The sequence below is a fragment of the Armatimonadota bacterium genome, from assembly GCA_013314775.1.
Lineage (GTDB): Bacteria > Armatimonadota > Zipacnadia > Zipacnadales > JABUFB01 > JABUFB01.
Window position 1 is genome coordinate 120,478 of the sequence record JABUFB010000015.1, and the last position, 21,245, is coordinate 141,722.

16 protein-coding genes are annotated in these 21,245 nt (G+C 61.3%); 14 read left to right on the top strand and 2 right to left on the bottom strand.

What is annotated here, in order from left to right; translation table 11 throughout:
• The first annotated feature begins 30 nt into the window (after window positions 1–30).
• The 14 genes from HPY44_19050 to HPY44_19115 all read left to right on the top strand — a co-directional run bounded on the left by HPY44_19050 (window position 31) and on the right by HPY44_19115 (window position 19,808).
• Window positions 31–924 (top strand): universal stress protein, encoded by an 894-nt coding sequence (locus HPY44_19050; protein NSW58109.1) that lies wholly within the window; start codon window positions 31–33, stop codon window positions 922–924.
• A 179-nt stretch (window positions 925–1,103) separates the two neighbouring features.
• Window positions 1,104–2,183 (top strand): ACR3 family arsenite efflux transporter, encoded by a 1,080-nt coding sequence (arsB, locus tag HPY44_19055; protein NSW58110.1) that lies wholly within the window; start codon window positions 1,104–1,106, stop codon window positions 2,181–2,183.
• A 10-nt stretch (window positions 2,184–2,193) separates the two neighbouring features.
• The gene (gene arsM, locus HPY44_19060; protein ID NSW58111.1) at window positions 2,194–3,006 is read left to right on the top strand and encodes an arsenite methyltransferase; all 813 of its coding nucleotides are present in this window, start codon (window positions 2,194–2,196) and stop codon (window positions 3,004–3,006) included.
• A 6-nt stretch (window positions 3,007–3,012) separates the two neighbouring features.
• A complete protein-coding gene (locus HPY44_19065) occupies window positions 3,013–3,447 on the top strand; it encodes an arsenate reductase ArsC (GenBank protein ID NSW58112.1) in 435 nt (144 codons plus the stop codon).
• Between the two features lie 618 nt (window positions 3,448–4,065).
• A complete protein-coding gene (locus tag HPY44_19070; protein NSW58113.1) occupies window positions 4,066–5,784 on the top strand; it encodes a response regulator in 1,719 nt (572 codons plus the stop codon).
• Between the two features lie 247 nt (window positions 5,785–6,031).
• The gene (locus HPY44_19075; GenBank protein ID NSW58114.1) at window positions 6,032–6,433 is read left to right on the top strand and encodes a response regulator; all 402 of its coding nucleotides are present in this window, start codon (window positions 6,032–6,034) and stop codon (window positions 6,431–6,433) included.
• A gap of 14 nt (window positions 6,434–6,447) precedes the next feature.
• Window positions 6,448–8,151, top strand: coding sequence for a Flp pilus assembly complex ATPase component TadA (gene tadA / locus HPY44_19080; protein ID NSW58115.1), 1,704 nt, complete (start codon window positions 6,448–6,450; stop codon window positions 8,149–8,151).
• A gap of 53 nt (window positions 8,152–8,204) precedes the next feature.
• Complete coding sequence (locus tag HPY44_19085) at window positions 8,205–8,840, top strand: response regulator (protein NSW58116.1); 636 nt, start codon at window positions 8,205–8,207, stop codon at window positions 8,838–8,840.
• The gene (locus HPY44_19090) at window positions 8,830–12,648 is read left to right on the top strand and encodes a response regulator (protein NSW58117.1); all 3,819 of its coding nucleotides are present in this window, start codon (window positions 8,830–8,832) and stop codon (window positions 12,646–12,648) included. The genes HPY44_19085 and HPY44_19090 overlap by 11 nt, the downstream gene beginning before the upstream one ends.
• Before the next feature lie 553 nt (window positions 12,649–13,201).
• A complete protein-coding gene (locus tag HPY44_19095; GenBank protein NSW58118.1) occupies window positions 13,202–13,600 on the top strand; it encodes a response regulator in 399 nt (132 codons plus the stop codon).
• A gap of 37 nt (window positions 13,601–13,637) precedes the next feature.
• Window positions 13,638–15,617: a HAMP domain-containing protein gene (locus HPY44_19100; GenBank protein NSW58119.1), complete on the top strand. Its 1,980-nt coding sequence runs from the start codon at window positions 13,638–13,640 to the stop codon at window positions 15,615–15,617.
• A 64-nt stretch (window positions 15,618–15,681) separates the two neighbouring features.
• Entirely contained in the window at window positions 15,682–17,340 is a 1,659-nt protein-coding gene (locus HPY44_19105) for a response regulator (protein ID NSW58120.1), read from the top strand.
• Window positions 17,340–17,798, top strand: coding sequence for a response regulator (locus tag HPY44_19110; GenBank protein NSW58121.1), 459 nt, complete (start codon window positions 17,340–17,342; stop codon window positions 17,796–17,798). The genes HPY44_19105 and HPY44_19110 overlap by 1 nt, the downstream gene beginning before the upstream one ends.
• Window positions 17,799–17,879: 81 nt before the next feature.
• The gene (locus HPY44_19115) at window positions 17,880–19,808 is read left to right on the top strand and encodes a response regulator (GenBank protein ID NSW58122.1); all 1,929 of its coding nucleotides are present in this window, start codon (window positions 17,880–17,882) and stop codon (window positions 19,806–19,808) included.
• Between the two features lie 26 nt (window positions 19,809–19,834).
• On the opposite strand, the gene HPY44_19120 is transcribed toward HPY44_19115, so the two are convergent.
• The gene (locus HPY44_19120) at window positions 19,835–20,488 is read right to left on the bottom strand and encodes a response regulator transcription factor (GenBank protein ID NSW58123.1); all 654 of its coding nucleotides are present in this window, start codon (window positions 20,486–20,488) and stop codon (window positions 19,835–19,837) included.
• Window positions 20,489–20,799: 311 nt separating this feature from the next.
• A complete protein-coding gene (locus HPY44_19125) occupies window positions 20,800–21,159 on the bottom strand; it encodes a response regulator (protein NSW58124.1) in 360 nt (119 codons plus the stop codon).
• Between the last annotated feature and the right edge of the window lie 86 nt (window positions 21,160–21,245).

Genomic DNA, 21,245 nt, shown 5'->3' on the forward strand with positions numbered 1-21,245 from the left:
CTGACAAGCTAAGCAGAGGAGGCGTGTGGTATGTTTTCACGAGCGCTGGTCGGAGTGGATTTCTCGGAGCCGTCGGCGGCGGTTCTGTCATGCCTGCCGCGTCTCGCGCCCGCAGGGCTGCGCGAAATAGTCTTGGGCCATGTGGTTTATGTAGCCAACACCCCGGGCCTGGAGACCATGCTGCAGGACTGGGCGAATCCTCAGTTGGCCAGGGAGGCCGAGAAGCTGAAGGCGGCCGGTTTCGCGGTAACAACCGACATCCGCCTGGGTGTGCCCGCAGTGGTGCTTTCCGAAATGGCGGAAGCCCATGATGTTTCGGTCATCGTAGTTGGCTCCCACGGTCGCAGCGCCCTTGGCCGTGTTCTTCTTGGTAGCGTATCCTCCGGGGTTATGCACCAGACGCACCGTCCCGTTCTCTTGATTCGGGTACAGATCTGTGAGACGGAGGCCGGCTCCAGCTGTGAGGCGCCGTGCTCCAACCTGTTCGGCCATATCTTGTTCGCCACGGATTTCTCGTACGGCAGTAAGCACGCGTTCAGCCGGCTCAAGCAGATAGTGGCCGCGACGAAAGCCAAATGCACCCTTCTGCATGTGCAGGACAAAGCCGTAATGAAGCACCAAATGGCCCGCCTGGATGAGTTCAACGCGACCGACTCGGCCCGTCTTCACGACCTCAAGAAGGAGCTGGAGGCAGTTGGCGCTGCGGGTGTTGACATCCGCATCGAACTGGGCTCTCCCGCGCGCCTGATCACTGAACACGCCGGCACGGATGATCATACTCTGGTCGTCATGAGCACCCGAGGACGCGGTGCTCTGGCCGAGGTCATGGTCGGGAGCATCGCTATGAATGTGGCCAGACTCTCTCCCATCCCGGTCCTCTTCATCCCGGCACCTGAGCAGCCCCACGCAGGCGGGAGCGACTAAGGTGTCACGCGGCAGGCGCAGTAGTCGGCGGAGGCATCTATGACCCAGCCGATGCGACTCGGACGCAGCGCCCGAGTCGCATCGAACTTGGACGCATTGCACACTGAGCGCGTCCCTGCCCGGCCGAAAGCGGGACGCACGTGGCGATCGCAAGCACAATACTGAGAGGTTCTTACGTCATGTCACCCAGCATCGTTCAGCGCCTTTCCTTCCTGGACCGGTACCTCACTCTGTGGATCTTCCTGGCCATGGGCTTCGGGGTCGCTCTCGGGTACCTGCTCCCGGACCTGGTGCATGCGGTGAACGCCGCCTCGCAGGTGGGCACCACCTCGATCCCACTCGCAATCGGCCTGATCCTTATGATGTACCCGCCCCTTGCCAAGGTGAAGTACGAAGAGCTCGGTGGGGTTTTCCGCAATGGTAAGGTCCTCGCCCTGTCTCTCGTCCAGAACTGGATCATCGGACCCGTGCTCATGTTCCTGCTGGCGATCGTTTTCCTCCGGGGATACCAGGAATACATGTATGGGCTCATCATGATCGGGCTGGCGCGCTGCATCGCCATGGTCATAGTCTGGAATGAGCTGGCGGAAGGCGACACCGAGTACTGCGCAGGCCTGGTGGCGTTCAACAGCATCTTCCAGGTCCTCTTCTTCTCTGTCTACGCGTACGTGTTCATCACAGTACTCCCGCCGCTCTTCGGCATCGAGGGAACCACTGTGTCCGTGACCATGGGCCAGATCGCCCAGAGCGTCTTCATCTACCTGGGCATCCCATTCCTGGCAGGGCTCATCACCCGGTTTGCGCTCATCAGGGCCAAGGGGCGCGAGTGGTACGAGCATCAGTTCATCCCGCGCATCAGCCCTGTCACGCTGATCGCCCTCCTGTTCACCATCGTGGTCATGTTCTCTCTCAAGGGCGAAGTCATCGTTGAGCTGCCGCTGGACGTCCTGCGCATCGCCGTCCCCTTGCTCATCTACTTCGTGGTGATGTTCCTGGTCTCGTTCTTCATGAGCATGAGAATCGGGGCAACTTACGGCCAGACGGTCACACTGTCTTTCACCGCTGCCAGCAACAATTTCGAGCTCGCCATCGCCGTGGCGGTGGCGGTCTTCACAATCTCATCCGGCGAGGCCTTCGCCGCCGTCATCGGGCCCCTGGTGGAAGTGCCGGTACTCATCGGTCTTGTCAACGTGGCCCTGTGGCTGCGGAAACGCTACTTCCCGACCGAGACCCTATCACCAAGTCTGGCCTGTGAGTAAGGAGACAGCCATGGACGACATCAAGCAAGTTGTGCGCGACAACTACGGGGAGATCGCTCGGCGGAATGCGGAGGGCCGCCGCGAGGGCATCGTGACGCGCTCCGACGCGGTTGCCATCGGCTACGACGAGACTGATCTCACGAGCGTACCGGAAGGCGCTAATATGGGGCTCGGCTGCGGGAACCCGACCGCAATCGCGGGTCTCAAGCCAGGCGAGACCGTGCTCGACCTCGGTTCCGGCGGAGGATTCGACTGCTTCCTTGCCGCGAATGCAGTCGGGCCCGAAGGCCGAGTCATCGGCGTGGACATGACAGAGGCGATGATTTGCGCCGCCCGTGCCAACGCCGAGAAGGGCGGCTACCACAACGTAGAGTTCCGCCTGGGCGAGATTGAGGCTCTGCCGGTGGACAGCAGCTCGGTGGATGTCATCATCAGCAACTGCGTCATCAACCTCGTGCCTGACAAGGCCGCGGCTTTCGCCGAGGCCTTCCGGGTGCTGAAGCCCGGCGGGAGGCTCCACGTGTCCGACATCGTGCTGGGAGGTGACGCGCCGCAGGAGATACTCGAAAGCGTTGCCGCCTACGTTAACTGCGTGGCCGGAGCCGTCAGCCGCGAGGAGTACCTGAGCAGGATGGCGGAAGCGGGGTTCGTTGACATCACCGTCGAGTGTGAGAAGGATGCCGCCAATTTGCTCAACGGCTGCTGTTCCACCGATGACGGCGAGGGCTGCTGCTGTTCTTCGTGCGATGCCCTGCCCGAAGCGCCCGAGGGGCTTGTGATATCGATTACGGTGAGCGCAACGAAACCGACTGGAAGTGAGTGATTCCGCGTGGCGCAACTGAAAGTGCTCTTCCTTTGCACCGGCAATTCCTGCCGCAGCCAGATGGCCGAAGGTTGGGCCCGGGCGCTCAAGGGCGACGTGATCGAGCCCTACTCGGCGGGTATTGAGACCCACGGGATGAACCCCAACGCAATCAAGGTGATGGCTGAAGCGGGGGTGGACATCTCCGGACAGCGATCGAAGCACGTGGACGAGCTTGACGGGATCGAGTTTGACTATGTGGTTACCGTATGCGACAACGCCCACGAGTCCTGCCCCCTGTTTCCAGGAAAGACGAAAGTGGTCCACAAGGGGTTCGACGATCCTCCGCGGCTGGCCAGAGACGCAGCCACTGAGGAGGAGGCCCTCGGCCACTACCGCCGGGTGAGGGACGAGATCCGGGAGTTCGTGGAGACCTTGCCGGACGCACTTGATGGTCCGTAGGGTCCAGCGGCCCTGGATCCGGCGAGGCATGGTATCGGCCCTGCAAGCCACCAGATGACGATTATTCCGGGACTGCTTCCGGCAGAAGCAGTCCCGCGATTGCTGCCCGGTGCCGGGCCATCCGGCACCAGATCACCTTCCCGCAATGGCCGAACAAGTGGCAGGGACGGTATTTTGAGACACTGCGAGTAGGTGGGAGAGAACACCGAGGAGACTTTCACATTCTGCCGCGTGCTGCGAAAGTTTCAAAACAGGCCGTGCTGGGGCGGCAGAAACAGGGGCTCAAGCGGCGGACGCAGATTGTGCGGAAGTCTGCCACAAGTCCAGCTGGAAGTCTCGACAGGCTTCTTTGCCGCGACGCCTGCTCCACCATTGCCTTCTCCCGATCTTGGTCTTCGTCCGGCAACGCCTTCAGTGACCACAGGTCGCGGCAGCCCACGATCCGGTGGAAGTTCTTTTCCGTCTCAAAGAGCGCCGTTGCGGTCCAGCGCAGAAGGACAATCACGGGGCGAGAGCGAACTGACGTCCAGGCTACGGCCGGTCCGACGCCGTGGGTAATCTGGACGCGTCCGCCCCACACCGTTTCGGCTGTGCACGGATCGGGAGGTCAGAAAACCGATGCGGCGCCGTCTCGCTCGACTCGTTGCCGGCAGCAACCTGACGGCCATGATCTGCTTCACGTACCTCTGCATGAGCATTGCCTGGGTGTACCTGGCAGAGTTGATCACACAAGTTTACATCGCCCCAGAGACCAGGGCGCGCTTTGCACATGCAAGCGGCATCCTCTTCGCCGTCGTGTCGACTCTGGCGATATTCCTCCTGTACGGAAGGTCCGAAAGACGCCTAAGGGCTCAGGAAGCACACTATCGCACCATTGTGGAGACCACCCGAGATGGCATTTGGCTTCTGAACCTGGACGGGATCACCACCTATGCGAACCACAGACTGGCCGAGATGCTGGGTTATGGCAGAGAAGACCTGATCGGCGAACCCATCAGTCGTTTCGTAGATCTGCAGAATGCTCCAGACCTCGTCAATTGCCTGCGAGCTGTCCCCGGCGAGTGCGTGGAAAGCTCACAGATCGAGCTGCAGCGTGCGGATGGCACCTCCTGCTGGGCAATCTTCAGTGCCGCTCCTCTTCTTGATGGGGACGGCCGAGCAGCGGGCACAATCGGCGTCGTTACAGACGTCACCGATCACAGGCGCGCCGAGAGTGCCCAACGGCTGGCGGCGGTGGGGCAGCTCGCGGCAGGCGTTTCCCACGAGTTCAACAACATTCTGGCCGGGATGCTCATGCAAGCAGAACTCCTGGCGATGCGAGACCAGTCAGGAGCCTCGGCGCGACTGGTGGAAACAGTCAGAACCGGCGCCGAGCGGGGCGGGGTGCTGTGCAAACAACTCATGACTTTCGCGCAGCCGACGAGCGCGCGGAAGGAGGAGGTTGTCGTCGAGCAAGTGATAGAGGCCGCCTTGCGGCTCACGTCCCCGCAACTGCGAGGAACGGATATCCGCGTTGAGAGGCAGTTCGCAGCAGATCCAAAGGTGGTCCACGGAGACCCCACACAACTCGAGCAGGTGTTTGCCGAGTTATTCATCAATGCGGCGCACGCCATGCCTCGGGGCGGAGTCCTGACCATCTCTACTCTAGCCAAGGATGGTCCCCAGGGGGTCCCGTGGCTGGAGGTGGCCGTGCATGACACCGGTGAGGGAATGACCCCGGACCAGGTGTCTCGCGTTTTCGAGCCTTTCTTCACCACCAAAGGGCGCCTGGGCGAAAGCGAGGTTGCGGGCTCAGGTCTGGGGTTGTCCGCCGCCCATGGCATCGTGACCGCACACGGAGGGCGGTTACACGTCAAGAGCACCCCGCGCAAGGGCTCCACCTTCACCGTTGAGCTGCCTTGCGCTGTGGCGAAGCAGACCGAGCCGGCGCCGATGCCCTTCAAACCGGAGCGGCTGTCTGGCAAGGGATGTCGGGTGCTGGTCGCCGACGATGAAGAGGAAGTGCGCAGTTCTCTCGAGCAGATTCTCACTATCGCGGGCTATGCCGTCACAACCGCCTGCGACGCGAAGGACGCACTGCGGGAATTGGAGCTCGGCGAGTTTGACATCGTGGTCACCGACCTTTTGATGCCCGGCGGCGGAGGTCGGGCGGTGCTGACCTACGTCGCGGAGCACGCCCCGGGTATTCCAGTCGTGCTGATCACCGGGAAGCTGCACGCACAAGAGGCCCAGCAGCTCGGCGAAATAGGTGCGCGTGCCTGCCTGCAGAAACCCTTCCAATTCGACGAATTGCTCCGTGTCATCGGGCAAGCTATCCCGGAAGACACTCTCTCCTGACCGTTCCTCAACACAGAAAACCCCACGCCACGCAGGACTGAATCTCCCTCCCCCCAGTCTTCAGGATGTCCCCTCGGTCGCCGGTCGGCGCTAGCACATCTCTGAATCAGGAGAACCGGAACCCCAAATGAGGGAAATCCCGATTCCAGTCCAGGTTGCGGTCATCCACAATGGACGGTGCCAGTAGGAGATCTGAGTAGCGAAAGGCATCCGTCAGATCTCAGCGACCTGCCAAGGGTGATGCAACGTGAAAGCCAAGGTGCTCGTCGTTGAGGACAACCCCGTCATCGCGCGCCTGTGGTCGAACCGTCTCTCCAAGGAGGGGTACACCGTCGAAGTGGCCGAGAACGGGCGCCTTGCTCGGGCCGCCGTGACTAAAGACCGTCCCGATGCGGTGCTTCTCGACATCATGCTCCCCGACATGGACGGCCTGTCCTTGTGTAGGGAGTGGAAGTCGGAGAGCGGGTTCCCCGAGATGGTCGTGATCTGCGTGTCGGCCTTCAGCGCGAGAAGCGATCGGGACGCCGCGCTGGCAGCCGGAGCGGACTCGTACGTCGCCAAGACGCCCGCTGCGGCCCAGCAACTGGTGAAGGAACTGAGCCTTCACCTGGCGGAGCGCATGCCCCAGCACGTCCAGGTCGGGGGGTGATCCCTTTGGCCCAAATGAACGAGAGAGTCACGCTGCTGCAGACGTTCATTGATGCGGGTGTTGTCACGCCGGAAGTGGCGCGCCAGGCTCTCGAGGAGAGCCGGAAGACGGGCCAGGGAATCATCGAGCTGCTGGTGAAAGCGGGTGCCCTCGACGAGGAGGATGCGCTGCAGCTCTCGGAGTTGCAGTCGGGAGCGCCCTATGTGCAACTGTCTAATGCCGCCATCGATCCCGAGGCCATCGCGCTCCTGCCGGAGAGCTTTTCGCGCAAGAACCACGTCGTCGCCATCGGAAAGCGCGACGGAGAAGTCACTGTCGCGATGGCCGACCCGCTCAATGTGATGCTCGTGGACGAGATCGCTCGAATCACAGGCAAGCGGGTGCAGCGCGTCCTGTCCAGAGAAGACGAGATCGCGCAGGTTCTGGATAAACACCAGACTGTGGAAGGGTCTCTTGAGGCGGCTGCCAAGCGGGTCGACGAGCGCCTGGCTGAGCTTGGGGAGACCCAGGCCGATAAGTCCGAAGTCATCGAGGACCTTGCCGAGGACGCTCCGGTTGTGGCGTTTGTCAACAGTTTGCTTGAGCGTTCCATCACCCAGCGAGCCAGCGACATCCACCTCGAGCCCGGTGAGAAGCAAGGGGTTGTCCGCTGCAGGATCGACGGCGTCCTGCAAGACTTGCTCGACATCTCCATGGCAGCATACCCGGCGGTGCTTTCACGGCTAAAGATCGTAAGCGGCATGGACATCTCAGAGCGCCGCAAGCCCCAGGATGGACGCTTCAGCACTGTAATCGACGGCCGCAGCATCGACTTTCGGGCCTCCGTCCTGCCAACGGTGCTCGGCGAAAAGATGGTCCTGCGGATTCTGGACGCCGCTAAGTCTCGCGTAGCTTTGAGCGACCTCGGGCTGTCTGACTCTGAGTTTGAGCGCCTTGAATGGGCGATCAAGCGCCCTCACGGACTGTTCATTGTCACAGGCCCCACCGGGAGCGGCAAGACCACTACTCTCTATGCCGTGCTTCAGCATCTCAATGATACGACCCAGAATATCGTGACCTGCGAGGATCCGGTGGAGTACTGTCTTGAGCGGATCAACCAGGTTCAGCTGAACCAGAAGGCGGGCCTGACTTTTGCCGCATTCCTGCGCTCGGTGCTCCGGCAAGACCCCGACGTGATCATGGTGGGCGAAATGCGCGATACCGAGACCATGGAACTGGGCATTCGCGCAGCCCTCACCGGCCACATGGTCCTCACCACCCTGCACACCAATGACGCTCCGGGTGCGGTCTCTCGCCTCCTGGACATGGGGGCAGAACCCTACCTGGTGGCGTCGGCGCTGGTCGGTGTGGTTGCCCAGCGCCTGGTGCGCCGCATCTGTGAGCATTGCGATGAGACTTACATTGCATCGGAGACGGAGCTGAAGAGAACCTTCCCCGAGCTGGCAGGACAGGAGCCCTTCATTGCACACCGGGGCAGCGGATGTCGGTTCTGTCGCGAGACTGGTTATTCCGGACGCTTACCCGTCTTCGAACTTTTCATACCATCCGACGCAGCCAGAACTCTCATCGGCAGCAGGGCGACTGCATCCGAGCTGGCCGCTCAGGCAGTCAGCGAGGGCATGACATCACTCCGTGAAGCCGCTCTGCGACGAGTGCGCGCTGGTGAGACAACTCTCGAGGAGGCTGCGCGCATTACCACGAGTACCCTTGCGACATAGCAAGTCCGCCCAAGAAGCAGGGCGAGAACTCGCCGTGCGGGGAGGTCGTAGCCGTGCAATGCCTCGTCGTCGACGACGATCCGGTTGTGCTTTCTATGGTTCGCAAGTGCCTGCAGCGCGCAGGGCACGAGCCGCTGTGTGCGGCCGAAGGGGTTGAAGCAGGCGATATCTGGGAACGTCACAGGCCGGGGTTGGTGGTTACCGACTGGGTCATGCCCCGAATGGACGGTGCTCAGCTGTGCCGGTATATCCGAAGCCGCGAGGGTGAAGCTCATACCTATATCATCATGTTGACGGCTTGCGACGGCCAGGACGAAACCAACCGCGCCCTGGCCATGGGGATCGATGACTACGTCACCAAACCGTTCTGCCTTGAGGAACTGACGTTGAGGGTGAATATCGGCGTCCGGACCATCGAGTTGCGCCAGGCGTTGGCCCGCAGAATCGCCGAACTCGAACGAGCCTTGGCGCGTGTGGAGACGCTGGAAGGGCTGCTGCCGGTCTGCTCGTACTGCAAGAGAATCCGTGATCACGACGGGCAATGGCACGACCTGCACGCATACATGGAGAAATACTCTCACACACAGTTCAGCCACGGCTATTGCAGCGACTGCATGGAACGACATGTCAGACCCCAGATGGCCCAGCTGCTAGCTAAAGCTGAGCCGGAGGCGCGAGATGAAGCCTAGGAGTGAAGCCGACGGCCACACTGTCTCAGGACAATTGGGCTGCCGGGGCTGGTCCACTCCCCTCGCACTGTTCCTCTGCCTCTGCGCGGCGGCCTGGGGGAACGCTCATGTGACGGTCCGTATTGGAGTGCTGGCCCCAGAAGGAGCGACGGCCTGCTCGCGAGCGTGGAGTGCCACCGCCGAATACCTGACCGCCACCACCACCGGCTACAGATTCGAGATTGTCCCGGTGGAGTACGACTCCATTGCTCGCATGGCACGGATGCGCCAGATAGATATGGCCATCGTAGATCCCGGTGTCGGCCAGGCAATCGCAGGGGACGTCGGCGGTGGGCGAATAGCAGTGTTCAGGCGCAATACACCTGCAGGAGCCACAGCATCCGCAGCCGGCGCCGTGGTTGTGCGGGCAGATGGGTCCGAGATACGGCACCTGCGCGATCTTCGGGGCCGTTCTTTGGCCGCCGTCCACCCGACTTCGTTACAAGGGTGGCTTGCGGTCAAACGAGAACTGAAGGCCATCGGCATTGACACGGAGCGGGATCTGCGCTCAGTGCAGTTTCTTGGGTCGTACCGCGCAGTCCTCAATGCCGTGTTGGCGGGAGCGGTTGATGCCGGCGTGGTCCGTGCCGGGGTGCTGGAATCAGCCGTCGCGGATGGGACCATTGCGCCGCACCGCCTGCGAGTTGTGGCTGGTGCAACGCAGAGCCGTCTCCCTGTCGCACTGGCAGCCAGCACCCGCGCCTACCCTGAATGGGAATTGCGGACCATCGGACACGTGTCGGACGCCCTGGCGAGGCGTGTGACTGTCTGCCTTCTGACTATGCCCGAGAATTGTACTGCGGCCGTCTCAAGTGGCGGCAGCGGCTGGACCGTTGCCGACCGCGAACAGGAGATTCTTGACTGCTGCCGCGAGCTTTCATTCGGCCCTTACTCGGACCGTGCGGTGATTACACTGCTGGACGCCTTGCGCCACGTCTGGCCGTTGGTCCTCACAGCAGTCCTGATTATCATCGCCCTGGGCGTCCGCTTATTGAGGGGGCGCGCGTTCCGGATTCGGCTGAGCTTGACCAACAACCGGCTACGGAGTCGCCTCCACTTCGAGCAGCAACTCATGGACGCCATCCCCAGTCCCGTTTTCCACAAGGACAGCCAGGGACGCTACACCGGGTGCAATCGAGCCTTCGAAGAGTTCTATGGGCTTGCCCGGTGCGACATTATTGGGAAAACGGTGTTTGACGTCGCGCCTGCTCATCTAGCTGAGAAGTGGCATGCGGCCGATATGCAGTTGTTTGAGCACCCGGGTAAACAGTGCTACGAGATGGAATTGAAGGACGCCGCCGGCAATGCCCGGAGTGTGATTTTCCACAAGGCCACCTTTGCCGATATGTCCGGTCGTGTCGCCGGGATTGTAGGGGTCATTCTGGACATCACCGCGCGCAAGGACGAGGAACGCAAGCGCGAAGCGCTGCTGGAGCAACTGCGTGAGAGCGATGCCATGCAGCGCGCGATCCTGGAAACCGCCGCCACCGCTGTGATGACGGTGAACTCACAGCGGGTGATCACCTGCATCAATGAAGCGTTCACTCGGATCACTGGCTACCGACCGGAAGACATTGTGGGCAAGAGCTGCCTCGAGCTGCATGGCGACCCCTGCTGCCGGAAGTGTGGCGTTCTCGGCGAGGGGAGTGTCGAGGCGATCAGCCAGGCTGAGTGCCAGATCGTCGCAAAGGATGGTCGAACTTTGACCATCAAGAAGAACGCCCGCAGAATGCACGACTCCTCGGGCGAAATCACGGGCGCAATTGAATCATTCGTAGACGTGACTGAGCTTGTGGCAGCGCGCGAAGATGCCCTGGCAGCAACACGGGCCAAGAGCAGCTTTCTTGCACGCATGTCCCATGAGATTCGCACGCCCATGAACGGCGTCATCGGCATGCTCGCCCTCACCCTGGATACGGAACTGACCGCTGAGCAGCGCGAGTTCCTCCAGGTCGCTCAGTCATCGGCCGAGGCCCTGCTGAGCATTCTCAACGACATCCTTGACTTGTCGAAGATCGAGGCGGGACAACTCGAGTTGGACGCAGTGGAGTTCGATCTCGGCGCGATGGTTGAGGAGCTGGTTCGTTCCCTTGCGCCCCAGGCTGTCACCAAAGGCCTCGAGCTTGCGGCCCGCGTGGGTCAGGGCATCCCGGCCGTAGTCCTCGGAGACGCTCATCGTCTCCGCCAGGTGCTCACCAACCTCGTGGGGAACGCGGTGAAGTTCACCAGCGCAGGAGAGGTGCTGGCGTCTGCAGATGTCAGCCAATGGGAGGGCGATCGATGCTGGGTCCAATTCTCGGTGCGCGATACGGGACCAGGCATCGCTCCCGAAGCTCTGGGGCGGATTTTCGAACCCTTCGAACAGGAGGAAACGTCCACCACGCGGCGCTTTGGCGGAACGGGCCTGGGCCTGGCGATATGCAAGCAGGTCGTGGAGATGATGGGCGGTGCGATCTGGGTCGAAAGCGCCGTAGGTGAGGGCAGCACGTTCACATTCCGGGTGCCCTTCCCTGTGGTCAGTGGCAAGAGCGAGACCCACACCGTGGACCAAGCGGTGCTACAGGGCATGAAGACACTTGTTGTGGACGACAATGCGACGAACCGCAGGATACTGGCGGAGTATCTCAGGGGCTGGGGCTGCGTCCCGACACTGGTGTCAAGTGCCGACCAAGCCCTCCAGGCCCTTCGGAACGCCGCAGATCGAGATCCCTACAGGCTTGCGCTGATTGACGTCCAGATGCCCGCCACGGACGGGTTCCAGCTCTGCGAGGCCATCACGAATGACGACCGCCTGTCAGACACCGTGTTGCTCCTGATTAGCTCCCTGATGCCGGGATTCTCCCAACGGGCTCGGACGGTAGGGGCTCGCGGCTATGCAATGAAGCCGGTGCGACGCGCGGACCTGCTCAATACAATCCTCACGGCGCTCGGTCTGGAAGATGCTGCAAAGTGTCAGGTCGCGCATGAGAGGCAAGCTTCATTCTCAGCCGCGCAATCCCTGCGGATCCTGGCGGCTGAAGACAATCCGGTGAACCAGCAGATACTGTTGACTGCACTGAAACGGGCTGGCCATCAGGTGACCTTGGCGCAGGATGGCGAGCAGGCCGTGGCGCTCGCGGAGACTCGGACCTTCGACATCATCCTCATGGACGTTGAAATGCCCAAGATGAGCGGTATCGAAGCCACCATCGTCTTGCGACAGAGGCACATCTGCGACCAGACGCCGATTATTGCACTCACGGCCCATGCCCTTGAACGTGACCGCGACCGGTGCATCGCGGCCGGTATGGACGGGTACCTCTCCAAGCCATTCACCCCGGCCAAGCTTGCCGCGGAGCTGGCGCGATGGACTAACAAACGCGGCGGAGATGTCGTTTCGGCCCCGGTCCAGGCGGACGCCTCGGACCCAACGGGCGATTCGCCCATCGACCTATCCATAGTCGGAGACTGGGCGCAGGACGAGGAGTTTCTGCGGGAGATGATCGGGGAGCTGCTGGCGCACAGCACGTCTGTCCTGGCAGAGCTGCCCACAGCTATCGAGGGGGGCGATGCCGAGTCCGTGCGACGGCTTGGCCATTCCCTCAAGGGCGGTGCAGCGGCCATGGGAGCTCTCGTCCTGGCGGACGCCGCCCACGAAATCGAGACCGCGGCAGCTGCAGGAGACCTGACTGCGGCTGCGGCGGCAGTGGAGAAGACGCGCGGTCACGTCGACGACTTGCGCCACTGGGCAGCCCGCAAGGGGGTTCTGATCCCTGCTCAAAGTACATAACCTGGCTGTGCACGAGCAGGAACCGAGGGGACGACGGCACCACCTTCCTGTGAAATCAGGGATCGCTGACACCGAAATAGGGGATGTCCCGATATGAACTATACCCGCTGCGCGCTATCCTTTGTCAGAGAGTACTAAGTTCGCGCCGCCAGCACGCAGGCGGTGTTGGCGGAAGGCCATGGGACACCAGGCGTCCCGATCGCGAAAGTCCTGGTTCATGGGGGCACAGACGGGGCAACGGATTACCGCTCACGCGGGCCTGTACTCCACTATACCGACAGTCGGCCGCATTGCGCTCTCACATCCAGAAACCACTCCGTCTCCTTCATGATGGGGTGACTGGGCAAGAACACGGTGAACGTCAGCGTAGTGTGGGAGCCGTTCGCATCTCAAGGACGTGAACTATGCCAGCCTGGCCGGCGCATGCTGCCGGTCCCGACACAACGGTTCGCTTGGACTGTCCCAAGCGCCGCAATCGCCGTCGGCAGTCGTGGAATGAGAGGCAACTGCAGTGTACCTAAATGGGTTGCCAGCATGACCCCGGAGGGAGAACATGGCTCACCGCATACTGGTCGTCGATGATTGCGAGGAAATGCAGGACCTGTATCGCACTGTCCTTGAAGTGCATGGCTACGAAGTCGTACAGGCCCGCGACGGGATGCAGGGGATTGCGGCCCTGAGCGAAGGTGTCCGGCCCGATGTGATCGTGCTTGACATCTCCATGCCGAAACTCACCGGGTGGGATGTACTGCGCCTCGTCCAGGAGAATCCCGATTGGCAGGACATACCGATTGTCGTGATTTCGGCCCTGGGGCAGCCCTCCAATGTTCAGCGTGGCTGGTCCTTGGGCGCCGCATCCTACCTGTACAAACCAGTGGCGGTGGACGAACTGCTCCTCATGGTCAATAGGCTGGTCTCCCTGGCTGAGACCGCCTCGATCGAACAGGCGTGACGAGGGCAGTCAGGCACGCCCAGCGGGGGTTGGGATCATGTCTGTGAGCGCGAGGCTAAATCTGGCGACAGCCCTGGTGTTCGTGGCCGCAGCGATGGCGGCAGTGGCCATGTACTTCTCCCACCTGGAAGTCGTGCGCCAATCATCTCTGTTGCGGCAGAGCGGGGAAATACAGGCCAGTCTCGAGCAGCTTGACGCCCTCACCGCGGCGTGCACGACACCAGACGACGATACTCGTCGTAAGCTCTGGCTCTCCGTTCATGCCCAGGCCCGCAGCGACCTGGAAGGTTTCCGGACTGACAGTTCCTATGCCCACGCGCTGCTGGCTGACATTGCCCGACGGCACGAACAGCTCTTCAGGCTGTTCAACGGGTCCGCCGAACATCGCTCCGGCGACGCATCCCTCTCTCCACCAGGACGGCCCACCCCCCTGGTCACCGAAATCTCCAGCGCCATTGTGAACGATGGACGCCGCCTGCGCCAGCATTACGTCACAAAGCTCCTCGATGCCGAGATCCACGCCAAACACGTGGTGCTTGGCGTACTCCTCTTTCTGATGTGGCTCAACATTGCAACAGTTCTCACCGTCAGGCAATCAGCGCTCCAGCCGATAATGGACATTCAGCGAGCGGCTGAGAAGGTTGCCGGAGGCGACATTTCCGTGCGCCTGGACAATAAGGTTCGGAACGAAGCCGGCGCCGCTGTGGAGGCCTTCAACCGCATGATCTGCGCGGTCTCCGAGCAGCACCACAGGCTATCGGACGACTTCAGGCAGGCGCTGCGGAAGAACGCAAAGCGGACAGCGGAAGTCGAAGCGGAACTCGAAGAGACACGCGATCAGCTGCAGACTCAGTCTGCCTTGCGGGCCCAAGCAGAACAGGCCGCCGCATTGCACGCCCAGCAGGTCGAGACGATTCTGAGGGTTTTTCCCGAAGTGATGTACGTGGCGGATACAGAGACCTTTGAGCTGCTCTTTGTCAATGACCGCTTCCGCAACATGCTCGCGAAAGACCCCGTGGGCGGCACCTGCTTCGTCGAACTGCACGGTCGCGAAGACCCGTGCGAGTTCTGCACCAACGCCCTCCTTCGAGAGACGGGAGGAGTATGCCAGCATGAAATCTACAACGCCAAGCTGGACCGGCATTTCATGGCAACTGACCTGCTGATACAGTGGCCCACCGGTGGGAGCTTCCGTCCAGCTCTGCTTCAGGTCTCCGTTGACAACACTTGGTCCAGAGCGGCCCAGGGGGATCGGCAGTTGGTGATCCAGGAGCTCGAACGCCGAAACAAGGAACTCGAGCGTTTCACCCGGACCGTCTGTCATGAACTCAGAGGGCCGATGGTCACTATCGCAGGATTTGCTTCGTTGCTCGAAAAGGCCTCTCATGATGGCTGCCCGCAAGACCTGCGCGAAGACGTGTCCCGCATCCGCCAGGCCGCGGAGGACGGCGCGAATATCGTTGACGAACTGATGCATCTTTCATCTGTCCGGAACCAGCCCCTGGAAGCGGCAGACGTCAGCCTGACTGAGCTCGTCAGCGAGATCCTCGATCCACTGAGCCTGGACCTGGCTCAACACGGAATCGCGCTGAGCGTGGCGCCCGACCTGCCGGACATACACATCGATCGGGGGCGCATCAGCTATATCCTGCGCAATCTCTTCGGGAGCGCAATCCAGTCGGTCCGCGGGCGGCCGGACCCACAGGTCGAGATCGGATGGAGCCAATCCGACGCCGGCGGGCCCGTGGTCTTCGTTCGCACCAACGCTACCGGGATGATCCATGCAGGGCAGGATGTCATCACTGATGAGTTCGACCAGTCCGGCACAGACGTCTGCGGGACGTCCCTGGGGCATGCCCTGGCAAAGCGGGTCATGGAAGATCTGGAAGGGTGCGTGTGGACCGAGTCGCGCAGCCCGTCCCTTGGCGTAACCGTCACAATAACACTGCCGCAGGCATCCCTTGGCGAGCAAAGCCTGGTCGCCATGGGTGGCCGCCACGCCTCCTCGCAGGCGTGAAAAGTGCGAAGGAAGCCGATGGTTGCTCACTGACCGTGAGTGGCCCCGATGGAGGCACACAGACGTGATCGCCACCGTCGCCTCACATATCTCGATACCGAATGCCGGCGCACTTTCGAGTGCCCTGGGCCTGCGGAGGGTCCTGGTTGTCGACAGCAATGCAGACCACGTGGAGTTGATCGCGCGCGCATTCCGGGGCCACTCACGAACATACAGGCTCATCTCGGCAAGCGCCGTCGCTGAAGCTCGCGTGCTCCTGGCCGCGGAGCCGGTGGACCTGATTCTCGCCGACGAAATGCTGCCGGACGGTGAGGGCATTGACCTGCTGCCGAACAATCATTCGGAGCTGAACACTCCCCTTGTCCTGATGACGGCTCATCTCGATCACTCCGCGCTCGTCACGGCCCTGAAACGTGGTGCTGTGGACTGCATCGTGAAGTCGGCTCACTCCATCGCCGCCCTGCCTGACACGGCAGACCGAATCCTGCGAGAATGGTCGCTGGTGCAGGAACAGCGACGAATGCAGGAAGCCCTTGATGTCAGCAGGCGCCGAGCATTGAGCCTCTTTGAACACAGCCCGATAGCTCTGTGGGAGGAAGACTGTTCAGCCGTCAAACAACTCATCGACGATTTGGGCGCATCTCGCGTGGACGAGTTCCGCGAGATGCTCGAGAATCAGCCCGAACTCGTGGACCGGTGCCTTTCCAGGGTCAATCTCATAGCCGTCAACCAGGCGGCCCAGGAGCTGCTGGGCGCCGAGACTACGGCTCAGGTGCGCGAGGAGTTCCGCTCACTGTTCACCGACAGCTTCCGCGAATGCTTCAAGCGCGTGCTGTCTGCTATGCAACAGAACGCAGGCAGAGTGTCCTGCGAGACCAAATTGCGCACCTTCGCCGGCGAGACCAGAGAAATCCAACTCCGATGGGCAGTCGTGCCCGGCCACGAATCGGACTATTCAAGGGTGCTTGTCAGCCTGGCAGACATCACGCAACTGCGCCAAACCCAGCGGCTGTTGGAGCAGCAGAAGACAGAACTGCAGCGTTCAAACGAAGAGCTGCAGCAATTTGCGTACATCGCCTCCCACGACCTTCAGGAACCCCTCAGGATGATCTCCAGCTACCTGCAGCTTCTCGAACGGCGCTACGGAGATCAACTGGACCAGGACGCCCGAGATTTCATCGGGTTCGCTGTTGACGGCGCGAAGAGAATGCGGCAGCTGATCACTGACCTCCTGGCATATTCGCGAGTTAGCAACCGGGGCAACTCACCAGACCTTGTGGACAGCGGAGAAGTCCTCGCAGAGGCTCTTCACGACCTGAGCCAACTCATCGCCGATACTGGAGCCAATGTCGAGTACGATCAGCTGCCCGTGCTAGTTGCGGACCGAGGACAATTGGGGCAGCTATTCCGCAATCTGTTAGCGAACGCGATGAAGTTCTGTGAGCAGGCTCCGCGAATCCAGGTGAGTGCGCAGCCGGACGGCGAAAACTGGGTAATCTCGGTGCGTGACAACGGAATCGGGATCGCACCCGAGCATGCGGAACGCATCTTCCTTATCTTTCAGCGACTCCACTCCCGCGCTAAGTATCCAGGGACCGGCATCGGCCTGGCCATCTGCAAACGGATAGTGGAGCGGCACGGAGGGCGGCTTTGGGTGGAGTCGACAGTCGGTGAGGGCTCAGTATTCCGATTCACTCTGCCGGGCGTGAGGGGGGAACAATGATGCGTGACGAGCCGGTGCCCAGGGTCCTCAAAATACTCCTCGTTGAGGACAATCCCGGCGACGTGCGCTTGACCATGGAGGCGCTGAAGGAAGCTAAATTGCTGAATGAAGTCCATGCTGTTGACGACGGCGAGAAAGCGCTGGCCTTCCTTCGGCGTGAGACGCCTTACGAGAACGCTTGCACCCCTGACCTGGTCCTGCTGGATCTCAACCTTCCGCGCATGGACGGGAAGCAGGTGCTCGCCGAGATGAAGAGCGATCCAAGCCTGCGCAGTATTCCCGTGGTCGTGCTGACCACTTCGCAGGATGCGCGGGACGTGCTGGCCACCTACAATCTCTTTGCAAATTGTTACATCGCCAAGCCGGTTGATCTCGACCAGTTCCTGACAGTCGTACGCTCCATTGAACAATTCTGGCTCGCGCTGGTTACGCTGCCGTCGCAGCGCGAGTGTGGGTAGGGTCGCATTGTGTTGGCGCAAAGAGCCTTACAAAGACTGATCTATAGCTACGCGAGCCGTTTGTGAAGGACGTGGCCGCCAATGACGCAGAAGAAAATTCGGGTGCTTCTTATTGAGGATAATCCAGGTGACGTTCGTCTCATCCGCGAGTTGCTTTGCACCGGAACCCGTCAGGCCTTCGAACTCGACGTGGTCGAGTCCCTGTCGGAAGCCACGCCTGCTGCCTTGTCGGTCTGCGACGTGGTGCTTCTTGACCTCTTCCTTCCGGATTCTGCGGGGATTCAGACCTTCACTACTCTCTTTGAACGAAGCGACTCGGTTCCGGTCATCGTACTCACGGGTCTGGGAGACGAAGAGCTTTCTCTGAGAGCGATCCAGATGGGCGCCGAGGACTACTTGCTCAAGAGCGATCTTGAGGGCTACTCCCTCGAGCGATCGATCAGGTACGCCATCGAGCGGCACCGCCTGCGCGAGTTGGCAGGGCAGCAAAGGACCGAGATCCAGACCAGCGAGCGGCGTTTCCGAACCATGGCCGACTTGCTCCCCGATATGCTGTTCGAGTGCGATCTCGAGCTGAACGTTCTGTATCTGAATCGGGCCGTCGAGAGCACGCTGGGCTTCGGTGAACAGGATCTTCGCGGCGGCCTGCACCTCAGCACCCTTCTGGGCCCTGGCCCCTTCAACCAGGTCCGCAAGCAGCTTGTCGGAGCCACCGCAGACACCCAGACCTGCGTTGGAACATATAACGTACTCTCCAAGAGCGGTGAGGCGGTCGCCTGTGAGATTCGCTCCACGACAGTAACCCTGGATGACGGCCGCCCCATCGGTTACCTGGGAGTCATCCGCGATGTAACCGAGCGCCAGAAGGCCGAAGAAGCCCAGCGTCTTGCCGCTCTCGGCCAACTCGCCGCCGGAGTCGCCCATGAGTTCAACAATATCCTTGGCGCCATGAGTGGCTGGGCGCAGCTCGCTCAGAGCGACGGACGTCCCGAGTTTTGGGAGAAGCTAGCAAGCACTGTGTCGGCGGCGACGCTGCGGGGTTCGGGCATCTGCAATGACCTACTGACCTATGCACGACCGCAGGAGCTGAAGCGTGAACCCCTTCACATTTCAGGGCCGGTGGACGCAGCCTTGTCGATGGCCACCCGGGAAATTGAGAACGCCGAGGTCTCGGTGGTCAGACGGATAGACCCCAAGCTTCCACAGGTTCTTGGCGACTGGAGCCAACTCCAGCAGGTCTTCCTCAACCTCATCATAAACGCCTGCCATGCAATGCCTGAGGGGGGAGTACTGACCGTTTCAGCAACGGAGACAGGCGGAGACGGGGAGCCAAAAGAGGTCCTGATCAAGGTCGCAGACACCGGCGTCGGCATCCCTCCCGAGAACCTGGCGAGGGTCTTCGAACCATTCTTCACCACCAAGCGTGAACTGGGGGCCGGAGGCAAGAGCGGGACGGGGCTTGGGCTGTACGTCTCGCGAGGGATCATCGAGGCTCACGGGGGAAGCCTGAGTGTCCGCAGCACGCCCGGCGTGGGGACTACCTTCGAGATTCGACTTTCGCCATACACCAAGACCGCGCCTTGCGACAGCGCAGAACCCGAAAGCAACTCGCATAGCCTGCCGGAAACGGAAGACCGCAAACTCGTGCTTGTTGCAGACGACGAAGCCGCGATCCGCGAATTCGTCAGCTATGTGTTGCGGCAGCAGGGCATGGACGTCATCGAAGCGCAGACCGCTCTGCAGGCAAGTCAAATGATCTGCGAGAAGCTGCCGGACGTGGTCATCACGGACCTGCTCATGCCGGGTGGCGGAGCAAAGTGCGTCGTGGATGCAGCGCGTAACCTGGAGCATCCGCCGGTGGTCATCGTCATCACCGGGACCGGCGCGGACTTCCTTGAAACGCGATTGAGGGAGCTCGGGCAACCGCCGTGTATACGCAAGCCCATTGCGGTTCAGGACTTGCTGTCAACGGTGGCGATGGCTATGGGCGAGGCGACTGCCGGGGTGTAGCGGCTCAGGCAGAGACGCTACGCTGATCAGCTGTCCAGAGAAGTCACGCCGCTGCGGATGGCGAACTTGATCAAGTCTGCAAGGGTGTTCGCGCCGACCTTTCGCATAATGTTCGCACGATGAGCCTCCACCGTCTTGACGCTCAGGTGGAGCGCCTCCGATGCAGTCTTGTTCGTATGTCCTTCCGCCAACAGCTGCAATACCTCCCGCTCTCGCGCGGACAGCAGTGCGAAGGCGTCATCTGGTTCTTTGGGCGTCTCGCGGAGATACCCTTCCACGACACCGCCCATCACATCTGGACTCACGTACACCTTGCCTGCCGCGACAACACTGAGAGCGTGGGACAGCTCGGCGAAGGCGCAGTCCTTCAGGACATAGCCGCTGGCACCCGCTCTCAAGGCTTCCGCGACAACATTGCGATCGGACTGCACAGACAGGATGCAGACCTTGGCGGACGGCTGATCGGATACCAACTGCCTGGTTGCCTCAATGCCGTTGAGGTCCGGCATGCAGATGTCCATGAGCACAATATCTGGTCGAAGCTCGCTGATCAATCTTACCGCCGAACGCCCGTCTCCCGCGACCCCCACAACCTCGAAGTCACGGGAGTTTTCGAGCAGCGCGCAAAGACCGTCGCGCACAATACTCTGATCTTCAACGATAACTACGCGGCTGGCCACCGGTCTATCACTCCGCCCTGCCTCATTCTGTAGCCGCGACGAGCCCTGCAAAGGGCACCCTGGATCGCTCAAACGGCCCGGCGGTCACCAGTTCTGCAACAGACTGATCAGTATGCTATCGAAATGCAGGCAGGTGTGCAAGACACAGTCCCTGCCAGACAGGCCAGGCAATAGGCCGGGCAGCCTTCCGAGCACAGCAGGATGCATTGCCGGCCGGCTGGTTCGGAACGAACCGGGGAACCTGTCTGTGAACCGAGTCAAGGTATCTCAAGAGGATTTCACGACACGCCGCGCATCCGCGACAGCGAGGTCTATCCGCAGCTATCGAGACATCGCGCTATCGCGGCCTGAAGCTCACTGACAGTAAATGGCTTGCCCAGGACAACGGTCCGGGGGCGCTCCAGCACTCTGCTTTCGCGCCCGCTCAGAGCCTGGGGTTGGCCCGTGCATATGATCACCGGCGTTGTGGCCCAGGCGCCATCCATGTCTGCGAGCAGATCGACGCCTTGACCGTCGGGCAACGAATTGTCGAGGATCACCAAACTTGTTGTGGCGCCTTGCAGCCTTTCGCGGGCCTCTGCAAGACTCACAACAACTTCCGGACTGAAACCGAGCGCCCGCATCAACTCAGCCGATAACTCCCGGAGCAAATCGTCATCCTCCACGATCAAAGCAGTCCGCTCCATGATTCACCCCGCATTCTGGTCGTGTAGGCGCGAACCCGGCTGTCGCTCAAACATCATCCTATCATACTGAA